The 25,632-nt window shown below is 65.7% G+C and carries 29 protein-coding genes; 20 read left to right on the top strand and 9 right to left on the bottom strand.

Translation table 11 applies throughout. The features are described 5' to 3' along the window. Window positions 1-2 precede the first annotated feature (2 nt). Window positions 3-809: a signal peptidase I gene (lepB, locus tag ACQR1X_RS29625; RefSeq protein ID WP_409997896.1), complete on the bottom strand. Its 807-nt coding sequence runs from the start codon at window positions 807-809 to the stop codon at window positions 3-5. Further along, window positions 806-2,230, bottom strand: a complete 1,425-nt coding sequence (gene tldD / locus ACQR1X_RS29620; protein WP_315801544.1) for a metalloprotease TldD — start codon at window positions 2,228-2,230, stop codon at window positions 806-808. The genes lepB and tldD overlap by 4 nt, the downstream gene beginning before the upstream one ends. A gap of 84 nt (window positions 2,231-2,314) precedes the next feature. On the opposite strand from tldD, the gene ACQR1X_RS29615 reads away from it, so the two are divergent. Next, window positions 2,315-2,815: a GNAT family N-acetyltransferase gene (locus ACQR1X_RS29615; protein WP_315801763.1), complete on the top strand. Its 501-nt coding sequence runs from the start codon at window positions 2,315-2,317 to the stop codon at window positions 2,813-2,815. A gap of 66 nt (window positions 2,816-2,881) precedes the next feature. On the opposite strand, the gene ACQR1X_RS29610 is transcribed toward ACQR1X_RS29615, so the two are convergent. Beyond that, window positions 2,882-3,511: an invasion associated locus B family protein gene (locus ACQR1X_RS29610; protein WP_434891684.1), complete on the bottom strand. Its 630-nt coding sequence runs from the start codon at window positions 3,509-3,511 to the stop codon at window positions 2,882-2,884. Window positions 3,512-3,991: 480 nt separating this feature from the next. Between ACQR1X_RS29610 and coxB the strand changes: the two genes are divergently transcribed. The 15 genes from coxB (at window position 3,992) to ACQR1X_RS29535 (ending at window position 17,868) form a co-directional block, all read left to right on the top strand. Continuing rightward, on the top strand, window positions 3,992-4,828 hold the full coding sequence (coxB, locus tag ACQR1X_RS29605) for a cytochrome c oxidase subunit II (RefSeq protein ID WP_315801542.1): 837 nt from the start codon (window positions 3,992-3,994) through the stop codon (window positions 4,826-4,828). Window positions 4,829-4,896: 68 nt separating this feature from the next. Then, window positions 4,897-6,510, top strand: a complete 1,614-nt coding sequence (gene ctaD / locus ACQR1X_RS29600; protein ID WP_315801541.1) for a cytochrome c oxidase subunit I — start codon at window positions 4,897-4,899, stop codon at window positions 6,508-6,510. 143 nt (window positions 6,511-6,653) lie between these two features. Beyond that, window positions 6,654-7,592, top strand: coding sequence for a heme o synthase (locus ACQR1X_RS29595; RefSeq protein WP_315801540.1), 939 nt, complete (start codon window positions 6,654-6,656; stop codon window positions 7,590-7,592). A 20-nt stretch (window positions 7,593-7,612) separates the two neighbouring features. Further along, window positions 7,613-7,789: a CoxF protein gene (locus ACQR1X_RS29590; protein ID WP_315801539.1), complete on the top strand. Its 177-nt coding sequence runs from the start codon at window positions 7,613-7,615 to the stop codon at window positions 7,787-7,789. A gap of 34 nt (window positions 7,790-7,823) precedes the next feature. Continuing rightward, window positions 7,824-8,456 carry a cytochrome c oxidase assembly protein gene (locus ACQR1X_RS29585; RefSeq protein WP_315801762.1) on the top strand — a complete coding sequence of 211 codons (633 nt, stop codon included), beginning with the start codon at window positions 7,824-7,826 and terminating at the stop codon, window positions 8,454-8,456. Between the two features lie 87 nt (window positions 8,457-8,543). Continuing rightward, window positions 8,544-9,401 (top strand): cytochrome c oxidase subunit 3, encoded by an 858-nt coding sequence (locus ACQR1X_RS29580; protein ID WP_315801538.1) that lies wholly within the window; start codon window positions 8,544-8,546, stop codon window positions 9,399-9,401. 166 nt (window positions 9,402-9,567) lie between these two features. Next, complete coding sequence (locus ACQR1X_RS29575) at window positions 9,568-9,957, top strand: DUF983 domain-containing protein (RefSeq protein WP_315717920.1); 390 nt, start codon at window positions 9,568-9,570, stop codon at window positions 9,955-9,957. Window positions 9,958-10,291: 334 nt separating this feature from the next. Further along, window positions 10,292-11,050, top strand: coding sequence for an SURF1 family protein (locus tag ACQR1X_RS29570; protein WP_434847364.1), 759 nt, complete (start codon window positions 10,292-10,294; stop codon window positions 11,048-11,050). A gap of 118 nt (window positions 11,051-11,168) precedes the next feature. Further along, a complete protein-coding gene (locus tag ACQR1X_RS29565) occupies window positions 11,169-11,639 on the top strand; it encodes a hypothetical protein (RefSeq protein ID WP_434900154.1) in 471 nt (156 codons plus the stop codon). A 156-nt stretch (window positions 11,640-11,795) separates the two neighbouring features. Further along, window positions 11,796-12,275 (top strand): MerR family transcriptional regulator, encoded by a 480-nt coding sequence (locus ACQR1X_RS29560; RefSeq protein WP_316237326.1) that lies wholly within the window; start codon window positions 11,796-11,798, stop codon window positions 12,273-12,275. Continuing rightward, complete coding sequence (locus ACQR1X_RS29555) at window positions 12,202-12,633, top strand: carboxymuconolactone decarboxylase family protein (RefSeq protein WP_434895723.1); 432 nt, start codon at window positions 12,202-12,204, stop codon at window positions 12,631-12,633. The genes ACQR1X_RS29560 and ACQR1X_RS29555 overlap by 74 nt, the downstream gene beginning before the upstream one ends. A 1,050-nt stretch (window positions 12,634-13,683) precedes the next feature. Next, window positions 13,684-15,099, top strand: a complete 1,416-nt coding sequence (gene thrC, locus ACQR1X_RS29550; RefSeq protein ID WP_434900153.1) for a threonine synthase — start codon at window positions 13,684-13,686, stop codon at window positions 15,097-15,099. Next, window positions 15,099-16,388, top strand: coding sequence for a M16 family metallopeptidase (locus tag ACQR1X_RS29545; protein WP_315801761.1), 1,290 nt, complete (start codon window positions 15,099-15,101; stop codon window positions 16,386-16,388). Before thrC ends, ACQR1X_RS29545 begins: the two co-directional genes overlap by 1 nt. Window positions 16,389-16,520: 132 nt before the next feature. Further along, window positions 16,521-17,108 carry a GNAT family N-acetyltransferase gene (locus ACQR1X_RS29540; protein ID WP_316181937.1) on the top strand — a complete coding sequence of 196 codons (588 nt, stop codon included), beginning with the start codon at window positions 16,521-16,523 and terminating at the stop codon, window positions 17,106-17,108. 142 nt (window positions 17,109-17,250) lie between these two features. Then, window positions 17,251-17,868, top strand: coding sequence for a hypothetical protein (locus ACQR1X_RS29535; protein WP_315801760.1), 618 nt, complete (start codon window positions 17,251-17,253; stop codon window positions 17,866-17,868). A gap of 106 nt (window positions 17,869-17,974) precedes the next feature. Here ACQR1X_RS29535 and ACQR1X_RS29530 read toward each other — a convergent pair whose 3' ends face one another. From ACQR1X_RS29530 to ACQR1X_RS29510, 5 genes are all read right to left on the bottom strand, one after another. Then, window positions 17,975-18,466 (bottom strand): F0F1 ATP synthase subunit B family protein, encoded by a 492-nt coding sequence (locus ACQR1X_RS29530; protein WP_315801532.1) that lies wholly within the window; start codon window positions 18,464-18,466, stop codon window positions 17,975-17,977. Then, window positions 18,466-19,041 (bottom strand): F0F1 ATP synthase subunit B family protein, encoded by a 576-nt coding sequence (locus ACQR1X_RS29525; RefSeq protein ID WP_434900152.1) that lies wholly within the window; start codon window positions 19,039-19,041, stop codon window positions 18,466-18,468. The genes ACQR1X_RS29530 and ACQR1X_RS29525 overlap by 1 nt, the downstream gene beginning before the upstream one ends. 28 nt (window positions 19,042-19,069) lie before the next feature. Then, the gene (locus ACQR1X_RS29520; RefSeq protein WP_006615622.1) at window positions 19,070-19,297 is read right to left on the bottom strand and encodes a F0F1 ATP synthase subunit C; all 228 of its coding nucleotides are present in this window, start codon (window positions 19,295-19,297) and stop codon (window positions 19,070-19,072) included. 40 nt (window positions 19,298-19,337) lie between these two features. Continuing rightward, window positions 19,338-20,081 carry a F0F1 ATP synthase subunit A gene (locus tag ACQR1X_RS29515; protein ID WP_316181934.1) on the bottom strand — a complete coding sequence of 248 codons (744 nt, stop codon included), beginning with the start codon at window positions 20,079-20,081 and terminating at the stop codon, window positions 19,338-19,340. Between the two features lie 87 nt (window positions 20,082-20,168). Then, window positions 20,169-20,546, bottom strand: coding sequence for an AtpZ/AtpI family protein (locus ACQR1X_RS29510; protein WP_315801529.1), 378 nt, complete (start codon window positions 20,544-20,546; stop codon window positions 20,169-20,171). 287 nt (window positions 20,547-20,833) lie between these two features. Between ACQR1X_RS29510 and ACQR1X_RS29505 the strand changes: the two genes are divergently transcribed. From ACQR1X_RS29505 to ACQR1X_RS29495, 3 genes are all read left to right on the top strand, one after another. Then, window positions 20,834-21,457: a 2-hydroxychromene-2-carboxylate isomerase gene (locus ACQR1X_RS29505; protein ID WP_316218197.1), complete on the top strand. Its 624-nt coding sequence runs from the start codon at window positions 20,834-20,836 to the stop codon at window positions 21,455-21,457. A 102-nt stretch (window positions 21,458-21,559) separates the two neighbouring features. Continuing rightward, the gene (locus tag ACQR1X_RS29500) at window positions 21,560-22,114 is read left to right on the top strand and encodes a hypothetical protein (RefSeq protein WP_315801527.1); all 555 of its coding nucleotides are present in this window, start codon (window positions 21,560-21,562) and stop codon (window positions 22,112-22,114) included. A gap of 24 nt (window positions 22,115-22,138) precedes the next feature. After that, window positions 22,139-22,606 (top strand): secondary thiamine-phosphate synthase enzyme YjbQ, encoded by a 468-nt coding sequence (locus ACQR1X_RS29495; protein WP_315801526.1) that lies wholly within the window; start codon window positions 22,139-22,141, stop codon window positions 22,604-22,606. Between the two features lie 106 nt (window positions 22,607-22,712). Here ACQR1X_RS29495 and ACQR1X_RS29490 read toward each other — a convergent pair whose 3' ends face one another. Continuing rightward, entirely contained in the window at window positions 22,713-24,383 is a 1,671-nt protein-coding gene (locus tag ACQR1X_RS29490; RefSeq protein WP_315801525.1) for an MFS transporter, read from the bottom strand. Window positions 24,384-24,736: 353 nt separating this feature from the next. Here ACQR1X_RS29490 and ACQR1X_RS29485 point away from each other — a divergent pair, with 353 nt between their 5' ends. Next, window positions 24,737-25,411 (top strand): response regulator transcription factor, encoded by a 675-nt coding sequence (locus ACQR1X_RS29485; protein WP_315801524.1) that lies wholly within the window; start codon window positions 24,737-24,739, stop codon window positions 25,409-25,411. The last annotated feature ends 221 nt before the right edge of the window (window positions 25,412-25,632 follow it).

The following is a 25,632-nucleotide window of genomic DNA, read 5'->3' as shown; positions in this document are numbered from 1 at the left end:
GTTCAACGCACCGCGGTGAAGAAGCGATCCAGCCGGAAGCCGGACAGCCAGGCCCAGACCGGCTGGTTCTTGTAGCCAAGGTCCCAGGAGCCGACCACGGCATCGGCGCGGCCGACGAGATTGTCGATCGGCAGCAGGCCGACGCCGCCATCGCGCAAGGCCACGCGGCTGTCGGCGGAGTTGTCGCGGTTATCGCCGAGCACGAACAGCTTGCCGGGCGGCACCGTCACCTCCGGCGTGTTGTCGAGACGGCCGTTGTCGCGCATCTTGAAGATCAGGTGCGAGACGCCGTTCGGCAGCGTCTCGACGTAGCGATAGGCCGGATCGTTGCGGCCGGTGTCGTCCTCGGCATCGCCGATGCCGTCCGGCTTCAGCGCGGCCGCCTGGCCGTTGATGTAGAGCTGACCCTGGCGCATCTGGATGCGGTCGCCGGGCAGGCCGACGACGCGCTTGACCCAGGCCTGCGAGGTGTCGCCCGGCCAGCGGAACACGACGACGTCGCCGCGCTTCGGCGTCTCGCCGAACAGGCGGCCGGTCTCCGGCAGCGTGATCTGCATCGGCAGCGACGAGGTGCCGTAGCCGTAGGGGAATTTGGAGGCGAGCAGGGCGTCGCCGATCATCAGGGTCGGCTCCATCGAGCCCGACGGCACGTAGAACGGCTCGGCGATCGCGCCCTTGGCGACGAACACCACCATGACGACCGCGACGAGCTGCGCGAGCTGGCCGCCCCAGGTGCTTTCCTTGCGGACGGCGCCCGTGCGCGGGGCCTTGGTGCTGGTCTTGTCCGTGGACATCTTCTCAAGGCTCATCGGCCCGTGCCTCCGACCGTAATGCGATCCATGCGAAGCGTCGGCTGGCCGACGCCGACCGGCACGCCCTGGCCGTTCTTGCCGCAGGTGCCGATGCCGGTGTCCAGCGACAGATCGTTGCCGATCATGCTGATGCGGTTGAGGTCGGTCGGACCGTTGCCGATCAGCATCGCGCCCTTCACCGGCGCGCCGACCTTGCCGTTCTCGATCCTGTAGGCCTCGGTGCACTGGAAGACATATTTGCCCGAGGTGATGTCGACCTGGCCGCCGCCGAAATTGACGGCGTAAATGCCGTTCTTGACGGAGGCGATGATCTCGGCCGGATCGCGCTCGCCGGCCAGCATGTAGGTGTTGGTCATGCGCGGCATCGGCACGTGTGCGTAGCCCTGGCGGCGGCCGTTGCCGGTCGGCGCCATGTTCATCAGCCGGGCGTTCTGGCGGTCCTGCATGTAGCCGACCAGGATGCCGTCCTCGATCAGCACGGTGCGGCTGGTCGGCGTGCCCTCGTCGTCGATCGACAGCGAGCCGCGGCGCGAGGCCATGGTGCCGTCATCGACCACGGTGACGCCCTTGGCGGCGACCGGCTTGCCCAGCAGCCCGGCGAAGGCGGAGGTCTTCTTGCGGTTGAAGTCGCCCTCGAGGCCGTGGCCGACCGCCTCGTGCAGCATCACGCCGGGCCAGCCGGCGCCGAGCACGACGTCCATCTCGCCGGCGGGGGCGGGCACGGATTCGAGGTTGACCAGCGCCTCGCGCAGCGCGCCGTCGGCGGCCTCGCGCCAGGCCTTGGTCTCGATGAAGCGGGCATAGGCCTCGCGGCCGCCATAGCCCTTGCTGCCGCTCTCCTGGCGGTCGCCCTGGCCGGCGACGACGGAAACATTGACGCGCACCAGCGGGCGGATGTCGCGATAGCTCTCGCCGTCGGGACGCAGGATCTCCACGACCTGCCAGGTCGCGCCGAGGCTCACGGTCACTTGGCGCACGCGCGGATCCTTGTCGCGCAAATACGCGTCGATCTCGCCGAGCAGCTTGACCTTGCTTTCGAACCCCGGGGCGTCCAGCGGATTGTCGTCGCCATAGAGCCGGACGTTGGTGTGCGGCGGCGCGCTCGCGAACGTGCCGGAATAGCCGCCGCGCACGGCGCTGACGGCATCGGCCGCGCGCATCAGGGCCGGCAGCGAGACGTCGGAGGAATGGGCATAGCCGACTGCATCGTCCTTCACCGCGCGCAGGCCAAAACCCTGGCTGGTGTCGTAGGTCGCCTGCTTCAGCCGGCCATTGTCGAAGGTCAGTGCCTCGGTCTGGCTGTATTCGAAGAACAATTCGCCGTCATCGGCGCCGGCCAGGCCACGCCCGACCTCGCTCCGGACCGCATCACGGTCCAGGTTGGCGCGCTCGAGCAGGGAGGTGGTGGGAGCAGTCATGTGTCAATCCGTTGTCGGAGCGTTCATTCCAAGATAGTTGTTTTGACGCCGGGGCGCGAGGGGCTGGATGATTACCGAACTGACATGGTTGAGATCGTTCCCATCACGTCCGCTCACATCGAGAGCTTCCACCGCACGCTCGATTACGTCGCGCGCGAACGGCGCTATCTGTCGTTCGTGCAGGCGCCGCCGCTCGAGTCGACGCGCGCCTTCATTCTGAACAACATCCACGAGGGATATCCGCAATTCGTCGCTCTCTCGGCCGGGGAGGTGGTGGGCTGGTGCGATGTGACGCCCAAATCAGGGCCAATCGATGCCCGGATCGGGGTGCTCGGCATGGGCCTAATGCCGCAGTTCCGGCACCAGGGCCTGGGCCGACGACTGATGGCGGCGGCGCTCGAGGCGGCGCGGGTGGCCGGCTTCTCGCGCGTCGAGCTCACCGTTTACCGCAGCAACACCAACGCCATCAGGCTGTACCAGCAGGCCGGATTCCTGCTCAAGGCGGTGCAGCCGCGGGAGCCCGGCGATGACGGGTTCGACAAGACCCTGCTGGTGATGGCGCTGGCGCTCGACGCACCACGCTGAGATCGCGTCACACCGTCTCACGGCCCGATCACGGCATCGTGCGAATTCCGTCAATCGCAGCCGACGTCAGGGCAGCTTGTCGAAGCCCTCGGCGAGGCCGTTGAGGCTCAGCGGGAAGCCGATGCCTTCCTCCGGCGTCTCGAAGATGATGAAGGTCGCGGTCTTCGCCGTCTTGAGCTGGCCGAGCAGCTTGTCCTCCAGCACCACCTCGGCGACGCAACCATTGGGCAGACAGCGCACGAAGCCGGCGCGGCCGACGTCCTGGTTGTCGAGCTTCAGGCCGAGGCCGGACGGCAGCAGCACGCCGAGCGGCGCCACCACACGCATCAGCCGGCTCTTCTGGTCGGCGGTCTTCAGCATGATCACGGTAAGGCCGGCATTGGAGCGGTCCTCGGCCACGACGCTCTGGATCAGCGCGCACTGCTCGGCCTGCGCGCCGGGCGGCGTGTCGCAGCGGATCTGCCAGTCGCCATGCACCGAGCGCACCGCGCCCTGCGCCCACGCCGTATGCGGCACGCCGACGACCGTCGCAGCGATCATCGCGACCGCGGTCGCTGCGGCGGAGGTCATCGCGGCAACACGCGTGAGTCGCGCACGCACCGCGCTGAATCGGTACAAACGGCGCGAGTCATTCGCAGCTGGGGTCGACATGTCAGCTGTCCTGTCCGTTGAAACCCTGATCCGGGTCGGTGCCATGACAATTTCCTGTGGGTGATCTGCGCGTCCGACGCCATGATACGGCAATGATGGCGTCTTGAGGACAGCGTCATCGGCGTACGGCACGAAACGATACCCAAAATGGCCGCACCCTGGTGGGCGCTGCCGCTGCGCCTCGCCGAATCAGCCTCGCAAACGGCCGTGTCCCGTTTGCCTACATCGCGCCGCGCGCCTGTCAAGCGCCCGTTGCCCGCGAAATCACGGCATGCGGCAATCTCCCGGAAAATACGCTCGTCGCGACGAACAGCGCGGCGCGCGATATCAGGCGCAAGACTGCATTGCGATAGATCAAGAATTATGGTTTGAGAAGAAAGATTTCGTCATTCCAGTGAACTGGCCCAGGTGCTTTTCTATGCATCCGCCCGAAGGCCATTTGTCAGGAGAGCGGATCGAACGGCGCGCCGCTGCGTGAAGCGGGCGGTGCGCCGAGGGGGAAAGTTCTGAAGGGAGCGCGACGGCATGAAGATGTCGAAAGGCCAATTGAGCGCCTTGCTGGGGTTGGCCGTAACGGGCGTGACGCTCGTGTCGGGTGGAGCGGCGTTTGCTGAAACGGGCCAGCCGGCGCCATGGGAAGTCAAGCTGCAGGAGGCCGCGACGCCGGTGATGGAGAACATCACCTGGTTCCACGGCCTGCTGCTGACGATCATCACCATCATCACGCTGTTCGTGCTGGCGCTGCTGATCGCCGTGGTGGTCAAGTTCAACGCGCGCGCCAACCCGGTGCCGTCGCGGACGACCCACAACACGCTGATCGAGGTGGCCTGGACGCTGATCCCGGTGCTGATCCTGGTCATGATCGCGGTGCCGTCGTTCCGGCTGCTGTTCCTCGAGCTGGACGTGCCGAAGGCCGATATGACCATCAAGGCCACCGGCAAGCAGTGGTACTGGAGCTACGCCTATCCCGACAACGGCAAGTTCGAGTTCGACTCGCTGCTGGCGCAGGACAAGCAGCCGCGCCTGCTCGCCGTCGACAACGAGATGGTCGTGCCGGTCAACAAGGTGATTCGCGTCCAGACCACGGGCGCCGACGTGATCCACTCCTGGGCGATCCCGTCGTTCGGCGTCAAGATCGACGCCATTCCCGGCCGCCTCAACGAGACCTGGTTCAAGGCGACCAAGGTCGGCATGTATTACGGCCAGTGCTCCGAACTGTGCGGCAAGGATCACGCCTACATGCCGATCGCGGTGCGCGTCGTGAGCGATCAGGAATTCACCGCCTGGGTCGAGGACGCCAAGAAGAAGTACGCCAGCGCGCCCACGAGCACCTATGCGTCGGCTGCGGGCGTGTCGCAGTAGCCGAGCGCGGATGAACGCTAAGATTGAGGGCCGCCTTGGCGGTCCACGGGGACACTGAGGATTGGACAATGGCGACGAACGTAGCGACCCATGCAGGCCATGACGATCACGCGCACGACCACCCGACCGGATGGCGGCGCTGGATCTATTCGACCAACCACAAAGATATCGGCACGATGTATCTGATCTTCGCGGTCTGCGCCGGCATCATCGGCGCCGCCATGTCGATCGCGATCCGCATCGAGCTGATGTATCCGGGCGTGCAGCTCTTCCACGAGAACCACACCTACAACGTGTTCGTGACCTCGCACGGCCTGATCATGATCTTCTTCATGGTCATGCCGGCGATGATCGGCGGCTTCGGCAACTGGATGGTGCCGCTGATGATCGGCGCGCCGGACATGGCGTTTCCGCGCATGAACAACATCTCATTCTGGCTGCTGCCCGCCTCGTTCGCGCTGCTGCTGACCTCGACCTTCGTCGAGGGCGAGCCCGGCGCCAACGGCGTCGGCGCCGGCTGGACGATGTATGTGCCGCTGTCGACCTCCGGCCATCCCGGACCGGCGGTGGATTTCGCGATCCTGTCGCTGCATCTCGCCGGTGCGTCGTCGATCCTCGGCTCGATCAACTTCATCACCACCATCTTCAACATGCGCGCGCCGGGCATGACCCTGCACAAGATGCCGCTGTTCGTGTGGTCGATCCTGGTGACGGTGTTCCTGCTGCTGCTGTCGCTGCCGGTGCTCGCCGGCGCCATCACCATGATGCTGACCGATCGCAATTTCGGCACCACCTTCTTCGATCCGGCCGGCGGCGGTGATCCGGTGCTGTTCCAGCACCTGTTCTGGTTCTTCGGCCATCCGGAAGTGTACATCCTGATCCTGCCCGGCTTCGGCATGATCAGCCAGATCGTGTCGACCTTCTCGCGCAAGCCCGTGTTCGGCTATCTCGGCATGGCCTACGCCATGGTCGCGATCGGCGGCATCGGCTTCGTGGTGTGGGCGCACCACATGTACACGGTCGGCATGTCCTCGGCGACGCAGGCCTATTTCGTCGCCGCCACCATGGTGATCGCGGTGCCCACCGGCGTGAAGATCTTCTCCTGGATCGCCACGATGTGGGGCGGCTCGATCGAGTTCCGTGCTCCGATGCTGTGGGCGGTGGGCTTCATCTTCCTGTTCACGGTCGGTGGCGTCACCGGCGTCGTGCTGGCGAACGCCGGCGTCGACCGCGTGCTGCAGGACACCTATTACGTCGTCGCGCACTTCCACTACGTGCTGTCGCTCGGCGCGGTGTTCGCCATCTTCGCGGGCTGGTACTACTGGTTCCCGAAGATGTTCGGCTACATGTACAACGAGACCATCGCCAAGGCGCACTTCTGGGTGACCTTCATCGGCGTGAACCTCGTGTTCTTCCCGCAGCACTTCCTCGGCCTGTCGGGCATGCCGCGCCGCTACATCGACTATCCCGATGCCTATGCCGGCTGGAACCTGGTCTCGTCGATCGGCTCCTATATCTCCGGTTTCGGCGTGCTGATCTTCATCTACGGAATCGTCGACGCCTTCATGCGCAAGCAACAGGCGGCGAACAACCCGTGGGGACCGGGCGCGACGACCTTGGAATGGACTCTCTCCTCGCCGCCGCCGTTCCACCAGTTCGAGGTGCTGCCGAAGGTGCAGTAACCCTGCTCTCGCGATGCGGCGCCGATCCGGCGCCGCGTCGATATCCGCCGGCAGCGCGCTTGACGGTGCGCCGTCGGAATCCTTGAGGCGAGGTGCTGACGCGATATGCGTCGGGGCCGTTTGAATTGAAGTCTGGATTCGTCGTGTCGGTCATTGATCAGAACGCCATTGCCGTCGGCCCGCGGATTTCCGAGGCCGATGTCGGCGACTATCTCGCGCTCCTCAAGCCGCGGGTGATGTCGCTCGTGATCTTCACGGCGCTGATCGGCCTGCTCATTGCTCCGGGCCATTTCCACCCGGTGCTCGCCATCACCTCGCTGCTGTGCATCGCCGTCGGCGCCGGCGCCTCCGGGGCGCTGAACATGGCGCTGGAAGGCGATATCGACTCGCTGATGTCGCGCACCGCCAACCGTCCGATCCCGCGCGGACGCATCACCCGCCCGGAGGCGCTGGCCTTCGGCATCACGCTGTCGTTCTTCTCGGTGCTGACGCTGGGCATCCTCGTCAACTGGTTCGCCGGCGCCCTGCTCGCCTTCACCATCTTCTTCTACGTCGTCGTCTACACGCTGTGGCTGAAGCGCTGGACCGCGCAGAACATCGTCATCGGCGGCGCCGCCGGCGCCTTGCCGCCGGTGGTCGCCTGGGTGTCGTCCACCGGATCGATCGCGCCGGAGCCGCTCTGGCTGTTCCTGATCATCTTCTTCTGGACCCCGCCGCATTTCTGGGCGCTGGCGCTGTTCCGCAGCGATGACTACGCCCGCGCCGGCGTGCCGATGCTGCCGGTGGTCGCCGGCCCCGACGCGACCCGGCTGCAGATCCTGCTCTACACCATCGTCCTCGTGGCGATCGCCGCTGCGCCGTGGCCGCTCGGCTATTTCGACGCCGTCTACGGCGTCGTCTCGCTGGCGCTCGGCGCCGGCATGCTGTGGCTCGCGGTCGAGGTGTTCCGCAAGCGCGAGCGCAGTGCCTCGCTGCGCGCCAACCGCAAGCTGTTCGCCTTCTCGATTCTTTATCTGTTCGTGCTGTTTGCGACGCTCGGACTCGAAGCGGTCGCGCGCATGATCGCGCCGCTGATCTGGTAAGAGGCGCGAGACTGGAAAACATGGCGACCACGATGGCGGATCGAAACGAGTCAGAGGGCATCGTCCTCACCGAGGCGCAGCTGCGCAGCCGGCGCCGCCGCTCGATCGCGATCGCGCTCGCGCTCGGCGTGCTGGTGGTGCTGTTCTTCGCGGTGACCATGGTGAAGGGTCCCGCGGTGCTGAATCGGCCGATGTAGAGACGCGATGCAGGACGGGACGAAGCAGACCGCGATGGAGACAACCGACCAGAACGTTCCGGCGACCGCGCCGGCCGCGCCGCGCCGCGGCCTCAGCCGCGATGCGCTGGTCGGCGGCATCTGCGGCGCCGTCGCGGTGCTGATGGTGGGCGCGGCCTATGCCGCCGTGCCGTTCTACAACTGGTTCTGCCGCGCCACCGGCTTCAACGGCACCACGCAGGTGGCGACATCGGCGCCATCCGCGGCGCCGCTGGCGCGCCGGATCTCCGTGCGCTTCGACTCCAATGTCGCCGGCGGTCTGCCCTGGAAGTTCGAGCCGGAGAAGACCGAGATCGATGTCGCGATCGGCGAGGTGGTCACGGTCTACTACAAGGTCACCAACGAGGCGGCGCGCACCACCATGGCGCAGGCGGCCTACAACGTGTCGCCGCTGACATCAGGCGCCTACTTCCAGAAGATCAACTGCTTCTGCTTTACCGAGCAGACCATGGCGCCGGGCGAGACCCGCGAGATGGCGGTGGTGTTCTACGTCGATCCGGCGATAGCAGCAGATCACGAGAACGACAGCTTGAAGACGATCACGCTGTCATACACCTTCTATCCCGTCCGCGACACGCCGAAGCCGGTCGCTGCGGGCGAGCCGGACAAGCCGCGGGGCAGCCTATGACTGTGCGGAAATCCGATATCCGGGGACCATCGCTGTTGAACGACACCGTGCCGGCGCGACCGGCATCGATCTGGGGAGAGACTTGCCATGGCTGAGGCGCACGCCAAGCATCACGACTACCATCTCGTCGATCCGAGCCCTTGGCCGTTCGTCGGCTCGGTCTCGGCCTTCATCATGGCGTTCGGCGCGATCGGCTGGATGCACAAGATGTACGGCGCCGCGCCGATCGTGTTCGGCATCGGCACCATCGGCGTGCTCTACACCATGGCGAGCTGGTGGGGCGACGTCATCAAGGAAGCGCAGTACAAGGGCGACCACACCCGCGTGGTGCAGCTGCATCACCGCTACGGCATGATCCTGTTCATCGCCTCCGAGGTGATGTTCTTCGTCGCCTGGTTCTGGGCCTATTTCAATGCCGCGCTGTATCCGAACTACGAGGTGCAGGCGACCCGCGACGCCCTGTTCGGCGGCGTCTGGCCGCCGAAGGGCATCGAGACCTTCGATCCCTGGCATCTGCCGCTGCTCAACACGCTGATCCTGCTGACCTCGGGCACCACGGTGACCTGGGCGCACCACGCGCTGCTCGAGGGCGACCGCAAGGGCCTGAAATACGGCCTGATCCTCACCATCCTCCTGGGTGCGACCTTCACCTGCGTGCAGGCCTACGAGTACAGCCACGCGACGTTCTCGTTCGCCGGCCACGTCTACGGCTCGACCTTCTTCATGGCGACGGGCTTCCACGGCTTCCACGTCCTGGTCGGCACGATCTTCCTGATCGTCTGCCTGGCGCGCGCCTATGCCGGCCACTTCACGCCCAAGCAGCATCTCGGCTTCGAGTTCGCCGCCTGGTACTGGCACTTCGTCGACGTGGTCTGGCTGTTCCTGTTCATCTGCATCTACGTCTGGGGCCACGGCGCCGAGGCGATGGCCCACGGCGCGCACTGAAGCCGGCGCGCACCGGTTCCGTCGAACGTGCTAAGAAGGGGCGGCCGTCGGGCCGCCCTTTCTCGTTTGCGGCGGCGCCCGGCGGTTGATCGAAATGTGATCCGCCGTCGCCGCCTCCGGTTGTATCACCAGGGGGCGCCGCCCGGCCGCCCAGGGGCAAGACACCATGACCACGCATCCGCCCGTCACTTTGGCCCAGACCGTCCTGCGCGGGCTCGCCTGCCGCTGCCCGCGCTGCGGCCAGGGCAAGCTGTTCGACGGCTTCCTCAACCTGCGCAAGCGTTGCGAAGCCTGCGATCTCGACTATGCCTTCATCGACACCGGCGACGGTCCGGCGATCTTCATCATGATGCTCGCCGGCGCCATCGTGGTCGGCGCCGCCCTGATCGTCGAGGTGAAGTATCAGCCGCCGTTCTGGGTCCATGCCGCGCTCTGGGGGCCGCTGATCCTGGTGACGACGCTGCTGCCGCTGCGCGCGATGAAATCGCTGCTGATCGCCCTGCAATTCCACCACAAGGCCGCCCCCGGCCGTTTGGTGGACAAGACGCCGCGATGAACGGTCCGAGTTCCGCGGAGCGGCGCTCCGGTTTTGAAGCGCTGCTCAGGTCCTGCCGTTGCGGTCTGTCTCTCGGGACATGGGTCAAGCCGCTTCCGGACGCGGAAGAAAAGGTAAGCCCTCGCCGCAAACACGCTGCGCTCCCTCCCCCCTTGTGGGGGAGGGTTGGGGAGGGGGGTAGCCTCAACGGCAGTCTTTGCTGGGGCACCCCCACCCCCAACCCCTCCCCGCAAGGGGGAGGGGAGCGCACTGTCCGCGCGGTGAAAGCGGGAGGCTATCTCACGCGTGTGGACACCATCGAACTCAAGCTGGCGCGCAGCGTCGGGGTCGCCGCATGACCTCCGCCCGTCCCACCACCTCATCCCGCGCCTTCGCCGCCTTCACCTTCGTCATGGTCGCACTGTTCATCGGCCTCGGCGTCTGGCAATTGCAGCGCCGCGCCGAGAAGCATGCGCTGATCGCCGCGCTGACCGATCGCGTCGCTGCCGCACCCGCACCGCTGCCCCCGCCGAGCGACTGGCGCACGCTCACGCCGGAGCGCGACGAATTCCGCCGCGTCAGCTTCACCGCGACCTATGCAAAGCTGCCGGATGCGATGGTCTACAGCGCCGGCTCGGCCGTGCGCGAGGACGTCTCTGGGCCGGGCACCTGGGCGTTCCTCCCCGCGCGCCTGCCGTCTGGCGAGACCATCGTGATCGACGCCGGCTTCGTCGCCAACACCATGCAGGAGCGCAGCATCCAGGATCGCCAGGTCGGCAAGCTCGTCACCGGCGAGCCCGTGACTTTCACCGGCTATCTGCGCTTTCCCGAGGCCGCCGGCCTGCTCACCGCGGCCGAGAGCCGCGACAAGCGGCTGTGGTTCACGCGCGACCATCGCGCGATGGCCAAGACGCTCGGCTGGGGCGAGGTCGCGCCGTTCTACATCGACCTGGAAACGCCGGTGCCGGACAACGGCATCCCAAAACCCGGTCCGCTGTCGCCGCATCTGCGCGACGAGCACATGCAATACGCGATCACCTGGTTCTCACTCGCCGCGGCGCTGATCGTGGCCTTCGCGGTGTGGGCGAGGGGACGGCGCAGATCCGCTCGATGACGCGTAGCCCGCGTGAGCGACAGCGATATGGGGGCCGCTGTCGATCCCGCATGTCGCGGCCTGCTAAGAAGTCAAATATTGGTCAAGATGAGACGGGCGGCTGTCTTAGGAGCCGAAGTTGAGTGATGATGGTGTTGATCTTCTGCGGACATTCCGTGATCCGCTGATCGGGTTGCCACTTTCCCACGTGTGGCGAGGCGCTGGCTCGGCCATTTTCTTGGAGTTTGGGCATCTCACCAGCTGTACCCGGCGCGACGGAACGCTTGGTAATCCGGAGGGAGAGTTTGGCCTGATGATCGAGTGGAGCTGGCGTATCGAAGACAACTCGTCGATCTTGTGCGGAAGCTGGAGCGAGGAGTCCTTGTGGGCGGCAACATTTGATCACATCCGTAACAAGACCGTCGTGGAGTTTTCGGTCGTTGGACGATTACCCGAAATCGCCGTAGGTCTGTCGGATGAGCTCTACGTGACATCCTTCATGACAGCCGAAGGCGATCCGGCTTGGGTGCTGTTCGACCGACGAGAGGACATCGTGAGAATATTGGGCGTTCGGCAGGGGCGTGTGGAGGCAGTAACTGCCAGCCGATGACCTCCTAGCCCGCATGAGCGAAGCGACATGCGGGTTCAGCACCGGCCCCCGCATGTCGCTTCGCTCATGCGGGCTACGGCGGGCAAAACGGCGCTTGACTTAGAGCGCGCTCGAACCCGTAGCCTGCCTGGCGTCGTGAATGGAGATAAAGCGCGCATGAAGATCGGCGAGCTGGCGAGGCAGTCGGGGCTGACGCCCCATACGATCCGCTACTACGAGCGGATCGGGCTGCTGCCCAGGGCCGATCGCGATCATGCCCGCCAGCGGGACTACGACGCATCGATCCTGACCTGGATCGAATTCCTCGGCCGCCTCAAGGCCACGGGAATGCCGATCCGGGACATGCTGCGCTACGCCGAGCTGCGCGCGGGCGGCGCTGCCACCGAGCCGGAACGATGCCGGCTGCTGGAGCGTCATCGCGAGGCGGTCCGGGCGCGCGTCGCCAGCCTGCAGGATTGCCTTCTCGTTCTCGACGGCAAGATCGCCGGCTATGCCGGCAGCAGCGAGAGGACGAACGACGATGACGCGATCAACGCCCAGCCAAGCCACGACGACGAGCCCGATGCCGGGCGGCACGCCATCCGGCGCCAACACCGATCAGGATCGGCTGGCGCGCGGCCGGCGCGCGCTCGATAGTATCGACGGCGAGGCCGGCCACAATGTGATCGCGGCGCTCGCCGACATCGCGCCGGACTTCGCCACCTACGTGATCGAGTTTCCGTTCGGCGACATCTATTCACGCCCCGGCCTCGATCTGCGCAGCCGCGAGATCGCGACCATCGCGGCGCTGACCGCGCTCGGCAATGCCAGCCCGCAGCTGAAGGTTCATATCCATGCTGGCCTCAACGTCGGCCTCAGCCGCGACGAGATCACCGAGGTGATCATGCAGATGGCGGTCTATGCCGGCTTCCCCGCCGCGCTCAACGGATTGTTCGCAGCGAAGGCGGTGTTCGCCGAGGCCGACGCGAAGGCGGGTGAGGCCGTCTCGGTTTGAGCGGCGGGCTACGCACCTACGCACCGCGCCTCGCCACCGCGATCGTCGCGATTCTGCCCCGAGTCGCCCGACGGGCTATTCGCAACGGCATGAGCTGGCGTCCGATATCAAGAATTCGGCCGCGCCGGAAAACTGATTATGTAAGCATCCTCAACGCGCTGATGAGTTCAGCATCGACCGGCGGCAATTTTTTACTTTCATTTTTTCCGAAATCATGGTTGTCTCTTCCCATTCCGCCTCGCCAGCGAGGGACGTACGCGTCGTCACGGACGTGAGGTGGGATGCGATGGACGGGTCGGCTGCAACTGACGAGTGCGGCCGACACGGACGGCGAAGTCGCGTGGTCCTGATACCCCGACGCTGGTATCAAGTTGGCGCTGGTGCCGATGCATCGCGTCGATGACGGTGGCCAAAAAGCCCGGTGCACCGAGGAGAGCGCGTATAAGTCGTAAGCCATCGCGCAGGGAAGGCCGGGTCGCTCTGGCTGAACCTGTGGTTCCTGCCCCGTGCATTCTTGTTCGCACGGGGGCCGCGGGTGCCAGCCGGCATCCGGTCTTCCCTGCGCCCTCCGTTCGAAGGAGGGAGACATTCCGCAAAGCTCGGGCGCCGATCGCGCCGCGAGACCGCTGCTCCGCGCGCCCCGGAATGACGAGGTGGAGAGGTCGTGCCGATATCCCATCGTTCGTTCGCGTGTTCGAAGTGTCCGGCTGAAAGCCGCAAGCACCGCCATCGTCCCCGCGACGGCGGGGATCCAGTACGCCGCAGCGGCGCGGGTGAGCATAGCCGCCGCGGCGTACCGGATCGCCCGGGTGAATCGGGCGATGACGGCGGAGCTGGTAGGATGGAGAGGTGGACCGACCAGGGCTGCCCATCTCGCGCGGGTCACCGTAACGCCGCCGTAACCCGTCCCCATGACGATCCCACCGGCAACAACCGGTTTCGCAGCCCGTCCAAAACCATTATGGTGCCGGACCATGTTGCCGCCGGGCGGTTCCGATTTCGAATTCAATCAACGGGTTATGGCCTGGTGACGCAGGTCAGGAGAGCGGTTTGACGCGCTATGTTTCGACCCGCGGGGAAGCCCCCGCGCTCACTTTCTGCGATGTGATGCTGACCGGGCTCGCCCGTGACGGCGGCCTGTACGTGCCCGAGACCTGGCCGCAGCTGACGCCGGCGACGATCGCGTCGTTCTTCGGCCGGCCCTATTGGGAGGTCGCCGTCGAGGTCATCAAGCCGTTCGTCGCCGGCGAGATTTCCGACGAGGAGCTCGGCCGCATGGCCAACGAGGCCTATGCGACCTTCCGTCACCCCGCCGTGGTGCCGCTCGACCAGACCGCACCGCATCAGTTCGTGCTGGAGCTGTTCCACGGCCCGACCTTGGCGTTCAAGGACGTGGCGATGCAGCTGATCTCGCGGCTGATGGACCACGTGCTCGCCAAGCGCGGCGAGCGCACCACCATTGTCGTGGCGACGTCGGGAGATACCGGCGGCGCCGCGGTCGATGCGTTCGCCGGCCGCGACAATGCCGACCTCATCGTGCTGTTTCCGCATGGCCGCATCTCCGAGGTGCAGCGGCGGATGATGACCACGTCGGGCGCGGCGAACGTGCATGCGCTGGCCATCGAAGGTCATTTCGACGACTGCCAGGCGATCGTGAAGGGCCTGTTCAACCATCACGGCTTCCGCGATTCGGTCAGGCTGTCGGGCGTCAACTCGATCAACTGGGCGCGCGTCGTCGCCCAGGTGGTCTACTACTTCACTTCGGCGGTCGCGATCGGCGCGCCGCACCGCGCCGTCGACTTCACCGTGCCGACCGGCAATTTCGGCGACATCTTCGCCGGCTACGTCGCCAAGCGCATGGGTCTGCCGGTGCGCACCTTGCGCGTCGCGACCAATGTCAACGACATCCTCGCCCGGACGCTGACGACCGGCATCTACGAGGTGCGCGAAGTGCATGCGACGGCTTCGCCCTCGATGGACATCCAGGTGTCGTCGAATTTCGAGCGGCTGCTGTTCGAAGCCGGCGGCCGTGACGCCGGCACCGTGCGGCGGCTGATGGACGACCTCAAGCAGTCCGGCCGCTTCGTGCTGCCGGATGCGATGCTGGCGGCGATCCGCGCCGATTTCGATGCCGGACGCGCCGACGAGACCGAGACCGCCGCTGCGATCCGCGCCGCCTTCCGCGAGGCCGGCGATCTCGTCGATCCGCATACGGCGGTGGCGCTGGCGGTGGCCGATCGCGACGGCACGGATCTGTCGGTGCCGAACATCGTGCTGTCGACGGCGCATCCCGCCAAATTCCCTGACGCGGTCGAGGCCGCCTGCGGGATGCGGCCGCATCTGCCGGTGTGGCTCGAAGGGCTGATGAGCAAGCGCGAGGACATCAGGATCATGCGGAACGACCAGGCCGAGGTGGAGAAGTTCATCCGCTCGGTCAGCCGGGCCGCCAAGCAGGGAATTGCATGATGGGTGTGGAAGTCACCAAGCTGCCGACGGGGCTGACGGTCGTCACCGACACGATGCCGCATCTGGAGACGGCCGCGCTCGGGGTCTGGGCTGGCGTCGGCGGCCGCGACGAGAAGCCGGACGAGCACGGCATCTCGCATCTGCTCGAGCACATGGCGTTCAAGGGCACGACGACGCGCAGCGCCCGCGAGATCGTCGAGACCGTCGAGGCGGTCGGCGGCGATCTCAATGCCGGCACCTCGACTGAGACCACGGCCTATTACGCCCGCGTGCTGAAGGCGGACGTGCCGATGGCGCTCGACGTGCTCTCCGACATTCTCGCCAATCCGTCCTTCGTGCCGGAGGAACTGGAGCGCGAGAAGAACGTAATCGTGCAGGAGATCGGCGCGGCGCAGGACACGCCCGATGACGTCGTGTTCGAGCATCTCAACGAGCTGTGCTTTCCAGACCAGCCGATGGGCCGTTCGCTCCTCGGCACCGCCAAGACGCTGGAGGCGTTCGATCGCGACAAGCTGCACGGCTATCTGTCGACGCATTACCGCGGCCCCGACATGGTGGTCGCCGCCGCCGGTGCCGTCGACCATCAGCGGGTGGTCGAGGACGTGACGAAGCGCTTTGCCAGTTTCAATGGCGGCGAGGGGCCGAAGCCGCTGCCGGCGGCGTTCGGCAAGGGCGGCTCGCGGGTCGTGCATCGCGATCTCGAGCAGGCGCATCTGACGCTTGCGCTCGAGGGCGTGCCGCAGGCCGACCCGTCGCTGTTCTCGCTGCAGGTGTTCACCAACATCCTCGGCGGCGGCATGTCGTCCCGGCTGTTCCAGGAGGTGCGCGAGAACCGGGGGCTCTGCTACTCCGTCTACACGTTCCACGCGCCCTACAGCGACACGGGGTTCTTCGGCCTCTACACCGGGACCGATCCGGCCGACGCCCCCGAGATGATGGAGGTCGTGGTCGACATCATCGGCAATGCGGTGGAGACCCTGAGCGAGGCCGAGGTCGCCCGCGCCAAGGCGCAGATGAAGGCCGGGCTCTTGATGGCGCTGGAGAGCTGCAGTGCCCGTGCCGAGCAATTGGCGCGGCATATCCTGGCCTATGGCCGGCCGCAGACCTTGCAGGAGATGGTCGCCAAGATCGAGGCGGTCAGCGTCGAGAGCACGCGCGATGCGGCGCGGGCGCTGCTCGCACGCAGCAAGCCGGCGGTCGTCGCGCTCGGCACCGGCAGGGGTCTGGACACGGCGGTCACTTTCGCCGAAGGTCTGACCGGTTCGCGATCGAAGGCCCAACTGCACTGAGCGTGGTTCGGCTCGGTGCGGTCCGCGCGCATTTGAATCTCGCCAGATCTTGGCCTTGGAGATCTCGGCATTGGAGATCTGGGGTGGGTCGGAGCAGGCTTCGACCCGGAAAGAGCAGGGGGAGCATCACAGATGGCCCTGTTTCGCTTGCCATCCAACGGACCGGCTGCGCTGGCTCCGCGCGGCCAGGGCCTGCTGCTGCGTGCGCCGCAGATGGCCGATTACGCGCAATGGGCGCGGCTGCGCGAGATCAGCCGCGACTATCTCACGCCGTGGGAGCCGATCTGGCCGTCCGACGACCTGACGCGCTCCGGCTTCCGCCGCCGGCTGCGCCGCTATGCCGAGGACATCTCGGCCGACCGGTCCTATCCGTTCATCGTCTTCCGCGAGCAGGATGGCGCCATGCTCGGCGGCATCACGCTCGCCAATGTCCGCCGCGGCATCGTTCAGGCCGGCACCATCGGCTACTGGATGGGGCAGCCGTTCGCGCATCATGGCTACATGACGGCGGCGCTGCGGCTGCTGCTGCCGACCCTGTTCGGCGAGCTCAATCTGCACCGGGTCGAGGCGGCCTGCATCCCGACCAATATGCCGTCGATCCGCGTGCTGGAGAAATGCGGCTTCACCCGCGAGGGCCTGGCGCGTCGCTACCTCTGCATCAACGGGGTCTGGCAGGACCACTATCTCTACGGCCTGCTGCACGAGGATTTCCGGGGGTAGCAATCGTGATCGTGATTGCCGCGGGAGAGGCCGATCGGGGCTGGTTCCGGGCTCTGAAATGGGTATAGACGCCTTGGCTGGGCGACCGAGTTGCCGGGGATATCAGACGATGCGAGAGACGAGCGTGATCAGGGCTGGGACGTTGGCAGCCGTGCTGCTGGCCTTGGGAGCCGCGAGCGCGGCGCCGCCGGCAGCCGCCCAATCGCTGACCGACCGCTTCAAGAGCCTGTTCGGCGGCGGCTCGGACGACAAGGGGCAACAGAATCTGCCCGCCAGCGGCGGACCGCCGGTCGATCCGACCGATGGCCTGACCTGTCCGCCGGTCAATATTCGCGCCGGCGCCTCGACCTACGCCGTGGCCGCGCCCGGCAAGCAGGCGGTCGGCAACGACGTCCGGTTCCAGGCGTCGATCACCAAGACCGCGCGTGAATGTAATCTCAACGGGGCCGAGATCACCGCCAAGATCGGCATTCAGGGGCGCATCGTCGCCGGCCCCGCGGGCGCGCCGGCGAGCGTCGACATTCCGATGCGCATTGCCGTGGTCCAGGGCGGCATCGGCGAGAAGGTGATCGCGACCAAGTCGTATCGCACCACGGTGCAGATGACCGAGGACGGCAGCGTGCCGTTCACGATCGTCGCCGAGGACATGGTCTATCCGGTGCCGCCGCCCGGCGCCAATGCCGACAATTACGTCTTCTACATCGGCTTCGACCCGCAGGCCCTGACCCCGGAGCGGCCGCACGGCAAGAAGCGGAGGTGACGATTGCCCTTGCGCGAAGCGGTCGCCGGAGAGTGTGAATAGCAAAAGGCCGGTGCGATGGAATCGCACCGGCCTTTTGAAGATGATGGATGAGATGGGCTGCCGCTCAGTTCAGCTTGCGGCCGACTTCGGCGATGCCCTTGGCGACGAGGTCTTCGCCAAGAGCGCCCTTGACCGACTGAGACAGCACGGTCGCTGCCGCCTGGACGGCGGCCTCCGCCGCAGCGGACCTGACGTCGGCGAGAGCCTGGGCTTCGGCGAGGGCGATCTTGCCCTCGGCGGCCTTGGTGCGACGGGCGACGAAGTCTTCCATCTTGGCCTTGGCCTCCGCCGCGATGCGCTCGGCTTCCGCCTTTGCGCTGGTGACGATCTCCTCGGCCTCACGCTCGGCGCTGGCGCGGCGGGTCTTGTAATCGGCGAGCACCTTGGCCGCCTCTTCCTTGAGCCGCTTGGCCTCCGCGAGCTCGTTCCTGATGCGCTCGGCGCGGTGGTCGAGCGCCGTCAGGACCATGCGGTGGACACCGAGATAGGCGAACAGGCCCATCAGGATCACGAAGGCGATCGCGACCCAGGTTTCCGGATCAGCAAGCAAATGCATCAGGCTGTTCCCTTCAACGATGCATCCACCGCAGCCTCGACCGTCTTGGCTGCGGGGGCCTTGCCGGTGAGCTGCTTCACGATCGCGCTGGCTGCATCTGCGGCGATGCCGCGGACATTGCTCATTGCGGTCGTGCGCGTGGTGGCGATGGATGCCTCAGCCGCCGCGAGCTTGGTTGCGAGGCTGTCTTCCAGCGCCTTGCGCTCGGCGTCCGAAGAGGCCGCGAGCTTCTCGCGGGTCTCGGCTCCGATCGCCTGGGCACGGGCACGAGCCGTCGCCAGCTCGCTCTCATATGCCTTCATCGCGGCTTCGGATTCATCCTTCAGCCGCTGCGCTTCAGCCAGATCGCCGTCGATTGACTTCTGGCGGGCGTCGATGACGGCCCCGACCTTCGGCAGCGCCACACGCGAGACGATCACGTACAGCGCCACGAAGGCGATCACCAGGGAGACGATCTGGGACGGAAAGGTTTCCTTCGAGAACGGAGGGAAACCATGCCCGCCATCGGCCTCCGTATGGGCGCTTGCGGTGCCCTTGGCCTCGCCGCCCTTGGCTTCGCCATGACTTTCAGCCACGGGCTTCTCCTGTCCGGCTCAGGCCGTCTTAGACGGCGTACAGCAGGAGCAGCGCGATCAGCAGCGAGAAGATGCCGAGCGCTTCGGTCACCGCGAAGCCGAAAATCAGGTTGCCGAACTGGCCCTGGGCGGCCGACGGATTGCGCAGAGCGGCCGACAGGTAGTTGCCGAAGATGATGCCGATGCCGGCACCCGCGCCACCCATGCCGATGCAGGCAATGCCCGCGCCAATGTACTTCGCTGCAACCGGATCCATGAAACGAACTCCTTTGAGGGGTTTGGTAGAGAGGGCCGGATCAGTGGCCCGGATGGATAGCATCGTTGAGATAGATGCAGGTGAGGATCGTGAAGACGTAGGCCTGGAGGAACGCGACCATCAGCTCGAGGCCGGTCAGCGCGACCGTGAGGCCGAGCGGCAACAGCGCGCCGACCTTGCCGACGAAGCCGAGCGCACCGAGCATGGTCACGAAGCTCGCGAACACCTTCAGGGTGACGTGGCCGGCCAGCATGTTGGCGAACAGACGGACGCTGTGCGAGATCGGACGGGAGAAGAAGGAGATGATTTCGATCACGACCACCAGCGGCAGGATCACCGCGGGGATGCCGGAGGGGACGAACAGCTTAAAGAACTTCAGGCCGTTCTTGTAGAAGCCGTAGATGATGACCGTCAGGAACACCAGCAGCGCCAGCGCGAAGGTGACGATGATGTGGCTGGAGACGGTGAAGGTGTAGGGGATGATGCCGACGATGTTCGAGACGAAGATGAACATGAACAGCGAGAACACCAGCGGGAAGAACGTCATGCCGTGCGAGCCGGCGCTGGTTCTGATGGTGTTGGCGACGAATTCGTAGGACAGCTCGACCACCGACTGGAACCGGCCCGGCACGAGCGCGCGCCCTGCGGCCATCATCATGACGGCGATCAGCACGACCGCGAGCAGCATGTACGCGGACGAATTGGTGAAGGCGATCTCCTGATTGCCGATGTGGCCGATCGTGAAGATCTTGTTGAGGTGGAATTGATGGATCGGATCGATCATCCGCGTGGCGTCTCAGTTGTTCACCGGCCACGCCGGCGCTTTGCAATTCACTCGTTGGTCTTCCGCGCGAGGTCTTCCGCGCATGTCTCACTGGCGGGGCCTGTCGGGAGCTATGCCTGCGGATCTCACCACGTTCAACACGCCGGCCGCGAAGCCGAGCAGGAAAAACACGATGAATCCAAAGGGCGATGTCGACAGCAAGCGGTCGAAGCCCCAGCCAAGCACCGCACCGACGAGGACACCGGCGATCAACTCGGAGGACAGTCGCAGGCCACGCGCCATGGCCGAAGCCCGGGCTGCAGTGTCACCGCCGCCGTTTCCAGGTTGATCAGCCCCGATCTTTCGGCCGTCGCGAAATTCGGACAACCGTTGGTCGAGACTTCCGAGCCTTGCGGAAAGCGCAACCTCATCGGGCGACTTGTCGCGATCCCCGTGTCCGCCGCTCTCGTTCGTGCCATCCGCCATGTGCTTATCCGCCATGTGTGGAGACCCGATCCGTTGCCGCGAGTGTCAGGAAATAGCGCCCCATCGCCCTTTAAAGCCGCGCGGACCATACTGACCGCATCCCCCCAAGTCAAGATTGCGTGTTGAACTGTTAGATGCCTGATTCTGCTCGTCTTCTCGGCTTTTTCGTCAGATCGGTCGCGCGTGTCACCGCGCCGCATCAACAGTGTTCTGTGCAACTGCGATCTTGCCCCTGTCAGGGCCCTCTGATCCGATGTCGCTGAACTCCAACCAGCACGGGAACCCGCATGTCGCGCCAGATCGATTACTATTTCTCGCTGCAGTCGCCATGGGCCTATATCGGCCACCGGCTGTTCCGCGACATCGCCGCGAGCCACGGCGCGAGCGTCAACCTCAAGCCGGTCATGCTGGTGGATCTGTTCGCCGAGACCGGCGGGCTTCCGCTGGCCAAGCGCCATCCGGCGCGGCAGCGCTATCGCATCGTCGAGCTGAAGCGGTGGCGCGACAAGCGCGGTCTCGATTTCCACATCCAGCCGAGCAACTGGCCGTTCAATGCCCGGCTCGCCGACGGCGTCGTCATTGCGGCGCAGCAGGCCGGCCTCGATCCGGAGCCCTATCTGCAGCGCGCCTTCCCGGCCATCTGGGAGCAGCAGCTCAATCTTGCGGATGCCGAGGTGATCGCCGGCCTGGCCGATGCAGCCGGACTGCCGGGCCGCGATCTCGTGACGCAGGCGGCGAGGGACGTGGTCGGGGCGGCCTACGAGCAGAACCGGCAGGACGCGATCGCGGCCGACGTGTTCGGCTCGCCGGCCTACGTGCTGGATGGCGAGATATTCTGGGGGCAGGACCGGCTCGAACTGCTGGCGGACGCGTTGAAATCCGGTCGCTCCGCCTATACGTCCGAAACATAGGTGCGGCCTGTGGCAGCGGATCGCACCTGAGGCAACGTCATGGCCGCGACACAATGTCGGCGTGCATGGCGGCGGTTGCGAATGCGCCTGGGAGAGCCAGCCATGAGTCTCACGAAGCCCTACCGGCCGCCGCTCCTCGCGCTGCTGGCGTTGAGCTGCCTGGGCGGAGAGGCGTTTGCGGTCGAGGACACAACGCCTGACGGCGACAAGGGACGCTACACGATGTCGACGACATCGGACGGCGTGATCCGGCTCGATACCAAGACCGGTGCGGTCTCGATGTGCAACAACAGCGGTGGATCGGGCTTTGCCTGCTACGCGGTGCCTGATGAGCGCGCCGCGCTGGACGCCGAGATCGGCCGTCTGCAGGCGGAGAATGAAAAGCTCAAGGGCCAGCTCGCGTCGCGCGACCAGAGCATCTCCGGCAAGATCGACGAGCCGCTGCCGAAGGACCAGGCGCTGCCCAAGTCCGATCAATTGAAGAAGGCGGAGCCTCGAGCCGGAGAGTCGAAGTCTGCTGACGGAACGCGAAAGCTCGAGATCCCGCTGCCCAGCGACCAGGACATGGACCGCATGATGGGGTTCCTCGAGCAGGCGTGGCGGCGGCTGCTCGACATGGCGACGCGGGTGCAGAAGGACGTCTCGGGCAGGATCTGAGACCGCTTCGAGGAGGCTGCATCCATGTCGGCACGATCGGCCTCGCGCACGGCACCTTCGGTTGTTGCGATCGATACGGTGGTGACGTCGATTCTGACGGTGCAGACTTCGGGCCGCGGCTTCACCGATCTCACGCGCGAGGTCGAGGCATTCCTGCGTGAAGTCTCCGCCAGGGAAGGCGCGGTGACCCTGTTCGTTCGCCACACCTCGGCGTCGCTGACGATCCAGGAGAATGCCGATCCCACCGTGCTGCACGATCTCACCACGGCGCTGGCGCGGCTGGCGCCGGAGGATGCCGGCTGGGTGCACGACACCGAGGGGCCCGACGACATGCCGGCGCACATCAAGACCATGCTGAGCTCGGTCTCGCTGCAGGTGCCGGTGCAGGACGGCCGCATGATGCTCGGCACCTGGCAGGCGCTCTATCTGATCGAGCATCGCGCGCGTCCGCATAGGCGCGAGCTGGTGTTGCAGTTCATCGGCGCGGCCTGAGGCCATAAAGAGAAAATCCGTGGGTCTGAAATGCGGAACGGCCGCGGAGTGATCCGCGGCCGTTCGCTCGGAGGAGATGCGGGCGGAGGTGCTGCCCGCGTCCTGATCAGTGCTGCTGGATGTCGACGTCCTTGGTCTCCGGCAGGAACAGGAAGCCGACGACCGCCGTGATCACCGCGAAGAAGATCGGGTACCACAGGCCGGCATAGATGTCGCCGGTGGAGGCCACGATCGCGAAGGCGGTTGCCGGCAGCAGGCCGCCGAACCAGCCGTTGCCGATGTGGTAGGGCAGCGACATCGAGGTGTAGCGGATCTTGGTCGGGAACAGCTCGACCAGCATCGCGGCGATCGGGCCGTACACCATGGTGACGAAGATCACCAGGATGAACAGCAGGCCGATGATCGCGGCGACCTGCGGACGGAAGACGTCGAACGGATGCGCCATCTTCACGATCGACGGATCACCCGCCTTCGGATAGCCGGCCTGGCCGATCGCGGCCGTCAGCGCCGGGTTGCTGGTCTTCGCATCGGTGTAGGGCACTTCCTTTCCGTTGAAGGTGACCTTCACGCCGGAGCCGGCCGGACCATAAACGGTCGAGTACTTGACCGAGGACTGGGCCAGGAAGGCGCGGGCGGTGTCGCAAGGCGCGGTGAAGACGCGGGTGCCGACCGGGTTGAACAGATCGCCGCAGCCGGCGGGATCAGCCACCACTTCCACCTTCGTCGCCTCGATCGCCTTCTCCAGCGCCGGGTTGGCGTTGGTGGTGATCATCTTGAAGATCGGGAAGAAGGTCAGCGCCGCGATCAGACAGCCGCCCATGATGATCGGCTTGCGGCCGATCTTGTCGGACAGCATGCCGAACACGATGAAGAAGCCGGTGCCGAGCAGCAGCGACCAGGCGATCAGCAGGTTGGCGGTGTAGCCGTCGACCTTCAGGATCGATTGCAGGAAGAACAGCGCGTAGAACTGGCCGGTGTACCAGACCACGCCCTGGCCCATCGTGGCGCCGATCAGCGCCAGCAACACGATCTTGGCGTTGCCCCAGTTCGCGAACGCTTCCGTCAGCGGCGCCTTCGAGCTCTTGCCCTCGTCCTTCATCTTCTGGAACACGGGCGATTCGTTCAGGCGCAGACGGATCCAGACGGAGACGCCAAGCAGCAGCACCGAGACCAGGAACGGAATGCGCCAGCCCCATTTGGCGAAGTCGGCCTCGCCGATGATGGTGCGGGTGAACAGGATGACCAGCAGCGACAGGAACAGGCCCATCGTCGCCGTCGTCTGGATGAAGGATGTGTAGTAGCCGCGCTTGCCCATCGGGGCGTGCTCGGCGACATAGGTTGCGGCACCGCCATACTCGCCGCCGAGCGCGAGGCCCTGCAGCAGGCGCAGGCCGATCAGGATCACCGGCGCCGCGAAGCCGATGGTCGCGGCGTTCGGCAGCAGGCCGACGATGAAGGTCGACAGGCCCATGATCAGGATCGTGACCAGGAAGGTGTATTTGCGGCCGACGATGTCGCCGATGCGGCCGAACACGATGGCGCCGAACGGACGCACCAGGAAGCCGGCGGCGAAGGCGAGCAGTGCGAAAATGTCGCGGGTGGCCGGCGGATAGTCGCTGAAGAACTGCGCGCCGATGATCGAGGCCAGCGACCCGTAAAGATAGAAGTCGTACCACTCGAAGACGGTGCCGAGAGAGGAGGCCAGAATGACGAAGCGTTCGTCCTTCGTCATGCCTCCAGCTCTCGCTTGTGTGGCTACCATTGTTGACATCGGCATTCGCTCCCCATGATTGTTGTGATGATGGCTTTCGCCTCCGCATGCCGGACTTGGACGGCGCAGGTCGCGGAGACCTTGCTCTTCAGTAACATTGCAGTGAAACCCGCCCCAATACGACTTTCGGCTCTGCCCTCTGCGGCGCGCGGGAAAGATGGGGACATTGCGGCGGATCAAGTTCGCTGAGCGGCCGACGCGCTATCGATGTTGCGTTGCACAAGGTTCGGATTAACCGCCTTCCCTGCAAGTGGAATTGGACGCTTGCATGCAACCGGTGGCCGGGCGAGTATTTTACGGAAAACCGGGCGCGTGCAGTTGCAGCATGTCGTCGGTCTCGCAAGGTCAAGTCTGGATTCATGGCGGCTGCCAGCACTCATCTCGTCATTGCCGATGATCACCCGTTGTTCCGCAATGCCTTGCGGCAGGCAGTCGCGAGCGTGCTCGCGGAGGCCGTGGTCGACGAGGCCGGCTCGTTCGAGGACCTCACCGCTTTGCTGGAAAAGGATTCCGAGGTCGATCTGGTGCTGCTCGACCTCACCATGCCCGGCATCTCCGGCTTCTCGGGCCTGATCTATCTGCGCGCGCAATATCCGGCGATCCCGGTCGTCATCGTGTCGGCGAGCGACGACGGCGCGACGATCCGCCGCTCGCTCGATTTCGGCGCCTCCGGCTTCATCCCGAAGCGGTTCGGCGTCGACACCTTGCGCGATGCCATCAAGAAGGTGATGGACGGCGAGGTCTGGGTGCCGCCCGACACCGACCTGGCCGCCGGCGCCGATCCTGAAATGACCAGGCTGCGCGACCGCCTGGTCACCTTGACCCCGCAGCAGGTGCGCGTGCTGATGATGCTGTCGCAGGGCCTGCTCAACAAGCAGATCGCCTACGAGCTCGGCGTCTCCGAGGCGACCATCAAGGCGCACGTCTCGGCCATTCTGCAGAAGCTCGGCGTCGAGAGCCGGACCCAGGCGGTGATCGCCGCGGCGAAGATCGCGGGGAGTGCGTGGCGGCAGGACGTGCCGACGGGGAAGTGACGGTCGCATCGCGCTAGGTAGCGTCACCCCGGGCAGGCTGCTGTGCGGCGGCCACGTGTGATTGCCAAACGAGCTTTCAATTGGTTTGCTCGTCATGCGCGGGCTTGTCCCGCGCATCCACGTCGCGCATCGTGCGCCGAAATGCGTGGATGGCCGGGACAAGCCCACGACTGTCCGGTTCAGCTTCCGCATATTGCGAGGCTCAACTGTTGTGGGTTTTT

Source organism: Bradyrhizobium sp. HKCCYLRH3073, from assembly GCF_051167995.1.
Taxonomy (GTDB): Bacteria; Pseudomonadota; Alphaproteobacteria; order Rhizobiales; family Xanthobacteraceae; genus Bradyrhizobium.
Note: the sequence above shows the minus strand (reverse complement) of the source record. Positions and strands in the feature narration are given on the sequence as shown.

Coding starts and splice junctions, on each gene's coding strand:
- coxB (WP_315801542.1), top strand. CDS start 3,992: ATGAAGATGTCGAAAGGCCAATTGAGCGCCTTGCTGGGGTTGGCCGTA.
- ctaD (WP_315801541.1), top strand. CDS start 4,897: ATGGCGACGAACGTAGCGACCCATGCAGGCCATGACGATCACGCGCAC.
- tldD (WP_315801544.1), bottom strand. CDS start 2,230: ATGACTGCTCCCACCACCTCCCTGCTCGAGCGCGCCAACCTGGACCGT.
- ACQR1X_RS29615 (WP_315801763.1), top strand. CDS start 2,315: ATGGTTGAGATCGTTCCCATCACGTCCGCTCACATCGAGAGCTTCCAC.
- ACQR1X_RS29490 (WP_315801525.1), bottom strand. CDS start 24,383: ATGCCGATGTCAACAATGGTAGCCACACAAGCGAGAGCTGGAGGCATG.
- ACQR1X_RS29585 (WP_315801762.1), top strand. CDS start 7,824: ATGGAGACAACCGACCAGAACGTTCCGGCGACCGCGCCGGCCGCGCCG.
- ACQR1X_RS29500 (WP_315801527.1), top strand. CDS start 21,560: ATGAGTCTCACGAAGCCCTACCGGCCGCCGCTCCTCGCGCTGCTGGCG.
- lepB (WP_409997896.1), bottom strand. CDS start 809: ATGAGCCTTGAGAAGATGTCCACGGACAAGACCAGCACCAAGGCCCCG.
- ACQR1X_RS29590 (WP_315801539.1), top strand. CDS start 7,613: ATGGCGACCACGATGGCGGATCGAAACGAGTCAGAGGGCATCGTCCTC.
- ACQR1X_RS29530 (WP_315801532.1), bottom strand. CDS start 18,466: ATGCATTTGCTTGCTGATCCGGAAACCTGGGTCGCGATCGCCTTCGTG.
- ACQR1X_RS29520 (WP_006615622.1), bottom strand. CDS start 19,297: ATGGATCCGGTTGCAGCGAAGTACATTGGCGCGGGCATTGCCTGCATC.
- ACQR1X_RS29610 (WP_434891684.1), bottom strand. CDS start 3,511: ATGGCACCGACCCGGATCAGGGTTTCAACGGACAGGACAGCTGACATG.
- ACQR1X_RS29555 (WP_434895723.1), top strand. CDS start 12,202: ATGCCGGGCGGCACGCCATCCGGCGCCAACACCGATCAGGATCGGCTG.
- ACQR1X_RS29495 (WP_315801526.1), top strand. CDS start 22,139: ATGTCGGCACGATCGGCCTCGCGCACGGCACCTTCGGTTGTTGCGATC.
- ACQR1X_RS29545 (WP_315801761.1), top strand. CDS start 15,099: ATGGGTGTGGAAGTCACCAAGCTGCCGACGGGGCTGACGGTCGTCACC.
- ACQR1X_RS29560 (WP_316237326.1), top strand. CDS start 11,796: ATGAAGATCGGCGAGCTGGCGAGGCAGTCGGGGCTGACGCCCCATACG.
- ACQR1X_RS29515 (WP_316181934.1), bottom strand. CDS start 20,081: ATGATCGATCCGATCCATCAATTCCACCTCAACAAGATCTTCACGATC.
- ACQR1X_RS29570 (WP_434847364.1), top strand. CDS start 10,292: ATGACCTCCGCCCGTCCCACCACCTCATCCCGCGCCTTCGCCGCCTTC.
- ACQR1X_RS29505 (WP_316218197.1), top strand. CDS start 20,834: ATGTCGCGCCAGATCGATTACTATTTCTCGCTGCAGTCGCCATGGGCC.
- ACQR1X_RS29485 (WP_315801524.1), top strand. CDS start 24,737: ATGGCGGCTGCCAGCACTCATCTCGTCATTGCCGATGATCACCCGTTG.
- ACQR1X_RS29510 (WP_315801529.1), bottom strand. CDS start 20,546: ATGGCGGATGGCACGAACGAGAGCGGCGGACACGGGGATCGCGACAAG.
- ACQR1X_RS29575 (WP_315717920.1), top strand. CDS start 9,568: ATGACCACGCATCCGCCCGTCACTTTGGCCCAGACCGTCCTGCGCGGG.
- ACQR1X_RS29540 (WP_316181937.1), top strand. CDS start 16,521: ATGGCCCTGTTTCGCTTGCCATCCAACGGACCGGCTGCGCTGGCTCCG.
- ACQR1X_RS29580 (WP_315801538.1), top strand. CDS start 8,544: ATGGCTGAGGCGCACGCCAAGCATCACGACTACCATCTCGTCGATCCG.